The sequence below is a fragment of the Kribbia dieselivorans NBRC 106261 genome, assembly GCF_001552435.1.
Taxonomy (GTDB): domain Bacteria; phylum Actinomycetota; class Actinomycetes; order Actinomycetales; family Dermatophilaceae; genus Kribbia; species Kribbia dieselivorans.
Genome location: NZ_BCRE01000254.1, coordinates 1 through 3,837 on the forward strand (window position 1 = coordinate 1; position 3,837 = coordinate 3,837).

General features: G+C 69.4%; 4 protein-coding genes. 2 read left to right on the forward strand and 2 right to left on the reverse strand.

Annotation, left to right across the window (positions count from 1 at the left end; all coding sequences use genetic code 11):
* Window positions 1-237: DUF6504 family protein (locus KD1_RS15500; protein ID WP_068403414.1), on the reverse strand; the 237-nt coding region annotated here is incomplete at its 3' end.
* 162 nt (window positions 238-399) lie between these two features.
* Here KD1_RS15500 and metB point away from each other — a divergent pair.
* Entirely contained in the window at window positions 400-1,578 is a 1,179-nt protein-coding gene (gene metB, locus KD1_RS15505; RefSeq protein ID WP_068403416.1) for a cystathionine gamma-synthase, read from the forward strand.
* Between the two features lie 102 nt (window positions 1,579-1,680).
* On the opposite strand, the gene metF is transcribed toward metB, so the two are convergent.
* Window positions 1,681-2,565, reverse strand: coding sequence for a methylenetetrahydrofolate reductase [NAD(P)H] (gene metF, locus KD1_RS15510; protein WP_068403418.1), 885 nt, complete (start codon window positions 2,563-2,565; stop codon window positions 1,681-1,683).
* A gap of 40 nt (window positions 2,566-2,605) precedes the next feature.
* Between metF and KD1_RS15515 the strand changes: the two genes are divergently transcribed.
* The gene (locus KD1_RS15515; RefSeq protein ID WP_306307032.1) at window positions 2,606-3,688 is read left to right on the forward strand and encodes a polyprenyl synthetase family protein; all 1,083 of its coding nucleotides are present in this window, start codon (window positions 2,606-2,608) and stop codon (window positions 3,686-3,688) included.
* The last annotated feature ends 149 nt before the right edge of the window (window positions 3,689-3,837 follow it).

The window sequence follows — 3,837 nt, forward strand, 5'->3', positions numbered from 1 at the left end:
GCTGGCCACGACCCGCCAGACCTGCCGGCCCTGCGCCGCCGCCCCGGCCGTGGGCACGACCGCCAACGCGTCGCGCCACCAGGCCCGCTGCTCCTGCCACGAGTCGATGACCTCGCGTACCTGGTAGAGCCGACCCCGCCAGAGGAACTGCCCCGGCACCCCGGTCGTCGCCTCGGTGCCGGGCATGGCACCCTCCTGGGGGCGGACCTCGATGGGCTCGTCGACATGGCGCACCATGGTGACCTCCTGGTCTGGATCGCGGCTTTCACACGTTTCTCGAACGTCTGTGTCGAACAGAAGTTCGAACACAATCCACCGTAACCCACCGGTCCGACAACGTCCATCGGCGTGGGATAACGTGCCTGATCGCGCTTCACAACCCCGAAAGGTGACCCCCGCATGACCGAGCCCACGCCGCCCACCAGCGGTCCGTCGCTGATCAGCCGTACCGTGCGGGCCGGCCTCGAGGACGACACCCACCACGGAGCCGTCGTGCCCCCGGTGTACCTGTCGAGCAACTACACCTTCGACGGATTCGGCCAGCCGCGGACCTACGACTACACCCGCTCGGGCAACCCCACCCGCGACCTGCTCGGCAACGCCCTGGCCGATCTCGAGGGTGGAGCCGGCGGGGTCATCACCTCCTCGGGCATGGGGGCGATCACGGTCACGGTGAGCGCGCTGCTCTCCCCCGGCGACACCGTGCTCCTGCCGCACGACTGCTACGGCGGCACGTGGCGCCTGTTCGACTCGCTGCACGAGAAGGGCGCGTTCAACGTCGTGCTCATCGACTTCACCGACGACGCGGCCGTGGACGCGGCACTCGCGGCCACCCCGGCGCCCAAGGTCGTCTGGCTCGAGACGCCGTCGAACCCGCTGCTGCGCATCACCGACATCGCCACCGTCGCGGGCAAGGCCAAGGCCGTCGGAGCCACGGTCGTGGCCGACAACACCTTCCTCACGCCGGTGCTGCAGCGCCCGCTCGACCTGGGCTGCGACGTCGTCGTGCACTCGACGACGAAGTACATCAACGGTCACAGCGACGTCGTCGCCGGCGCGATCATCGCGAAGACTCCCGAGTTGCACGAGCTCTTCGCGTTCTGGTCGAACACCCTGGGCATTACCGGAGCGCCGTTCGACAGCTATCTCACATTGCGCGGCCTGCGTACCCTCCACCCGCGTCTGCGCGCCCATCAGGAGGGTGCCGCCGCGGTCGTCGAGGCCCTGACCGCGCACCCGGCGGTGCGCCAGACGTACTACCCCGGTCTGGCCTCGCACCCCGGGCACGAGGTGGCGGCGCGGCAGCAGTCCGGTTTCGGGGCGATGGTCTCATTCGAGGTCGACGGTGAGGCCGCCGTGCGCCGGCTGCTTGACGGCCTGACGTGCTTCTCGCTGGCGGAGTCGCTGGGTGGCGTGGAGTCGCTCATCGCCCACCCGGCGACGATGACGCACGCCTCGATGACACCGGAGGCGCGCGCAACCGCCGGGATCTCGGACGGCCTGCTCCGCCTGTCGATCGGCATCGAGGACCCGGCCGACCTCGTCGCGGCCCTCACCGCCGGGCTCAACCGCATCTGACGCACACGCGTCTCCCACCCCCCACGTCGAGTGATGGTTTCGGGCCGCCCCAGGGCTCCTGGGGCGGCCCGAAACCATCACTCGGGGGTGTCTCTAACCCGGTCAGACGCTCAGGCCGAGCTCCCCGTAGACCTCGAGCGTCGCGGTCGAGCGGTTCATCGTGTTGAAGTGGATGCCCGGCGCGCCCTCGGCGAGCAGGTCACGGGCCAGGTTGGTGGCCCACTCGACGCCCACGGCCCGCACCGCGGCGGGGTCGCCGTCGACGGCCTCGAGCCGCTCGATGAGCTTCGGCGGCAGCGGTGTGCCCATGAGCTGGGTCATCCGAGCGATCTGCTTGACGTTGGTCACCGGCATGATGCCCGGCGTGATCGGCATGTCGACGCACTTGGAGACCTCGTCGCGCAGACGCAGATAGCCGACCGTGTCGAAGATCATCTGGGTGACGGCGAACGACGCTCCGGCCTCGTGCTTGCGCACCAGGACGTCGACGTCGTGGGCCAGATCGGCCGATTCGGGGTGGACGTCGGGGAAGGCGGCCACTCCGATCTCCATGTCGGAGGCCGCGCGGATCTGGGCGACCAGGGAATCGGCGTGCTCATGCCCGCCAGGGGTCGAGACCCACTCGCCGCCGGGGTTGCCCGGCGGGTCGCCACGCAGCGCGAGCACGTGCTCGATCCCGGCTGCCTCGTAGGCCGCGATGACGTCGGCGATCTCATCGACCGTCTTGGACACACACGTCAGGTGGGCCATCGCGGTCAGGGAGGTCTCGCGAGCGATGCGCTGCGTGACGCGGATCGTGCGGTCCTGGGAGGTGCCGCCGGCGCCGTAGGTCACCGACACGAAGTCGGGCTTGAGCGATTCCAGCCGGGCGATCGCCTCCCACAACGCAACCTCGCCGGCGTCGTCCTTCGGGGGGAAGAACTCGAAGCTGATCGAGGGGCGGTCACCGCGCAGGGCGGCAGGGATGGATGAGGCAGGGGTGGGCACGCTGCAAGGTTAGACCAGCGATGCGCATAGGCTGCTCCGGGTGAGGACAGTGACGAAGGCCGACCTGCGCTCGCGGATCCAGACGAGTATCGACGCGACGCTGGCGCATCAGCGCGACGTCTTGGCCGAGTTGGGCCCGGATGTGGATGACCTGGTGGCGGCCATCGACCGCCTGTTGCGCGGCGGCAAGCGGTTGCGTGCCCTCTTCCTCTACTGGGGCTACCGGGCCGGTGGGCAGCCGGACTCCGACGCCCTGATCACGTTGGCGACCTCGATGGAGTTCTTCCAGGCCGCGGCGCTGTTACACGACGACGTCATGGACGAGTCCGACACCCGGCGCGGGCAACCGGCGGCCCATCGGCACCTCGCGGCGGAGCATCGTGCGCGGGCCTGGGCCGGCGACTCGGAGCGATTCGGGATGTCGGGCGCGATCTTGGCCGGGAACCTGTGTCTGAACTGGTGCGACGAGCTGTTCGTCGCATCGGACCTGCCGGTCGAGCATCTCGCACGTGGGCGGGCGGTGTTCGACCGGATGCGCACGCAGCTCATGGCCGGGCAGTACCTGGATCTGGCCGAGTCGGTGCGCCCGTGGTCGGAGTTCGCGGCCGAGGAGCGGGTGGCTCGGGCACATCACGTCATCAGGTACAAGTCGGCGAAGTACTCGATCGAGCATCCGTTGCTCATCGGGGCGTCGGCCGCCGGAGTGGGCGCGGGCGATCTGGCGGCGCTGTCGCGGTATGGGCTCGCGCTCGGCGAGGCCTTTCAGTTGCGCGACGACGTCCTGGGGGTGTTCGGCGATCCGGCCGCGACGGGCAAGCCGGCCGGTGACGATCTGCGCGAGGGCAAGCGCACAGTGCTGGTGGCGCACACGCTGGCCGGAGCAACGGCGACCGGGGTCGAGCAGCTCGAGGCGTGGCTCGGAGACCCGCACCTCACCGGTGCCCAGGTCGACGAACTACGGCGGATCATCGTCGACGCCGGGGCGTTGGATCGCCTCGAGTCCGACATCGCGCGGCTCGTGGACGAGGCGCGGGCCGCGTTGGCCGCCACGACCGGGCTGGAGCCGGGTGCGCAAGGCGTGCTCGAGGACCTGATCGAGGAGTCAACCGCGCGCGCAGCGTAGTGGTGTGGGGCCGCGTGTCGGCGGCCGAATGTCACCTCTGTGACCCCATTGGCACCACCTGCCGCTTTTTTCACACAATTTGATCCGGTTTGTTCGCTCTGAGCGTATAACTATGGACGTTGTCGGTGGCTGCTCGTACAGTTGTTCGC

Bases quoted from the DNA above. Each gene is read 5' to 3' on its own strand.
- metB (WP_068403416.1), top strand. From the start codon at position 400: ATGACCGAGCCCACGCCGCCCACCAGCGGTCCGTCGCTGATCAGCCGT.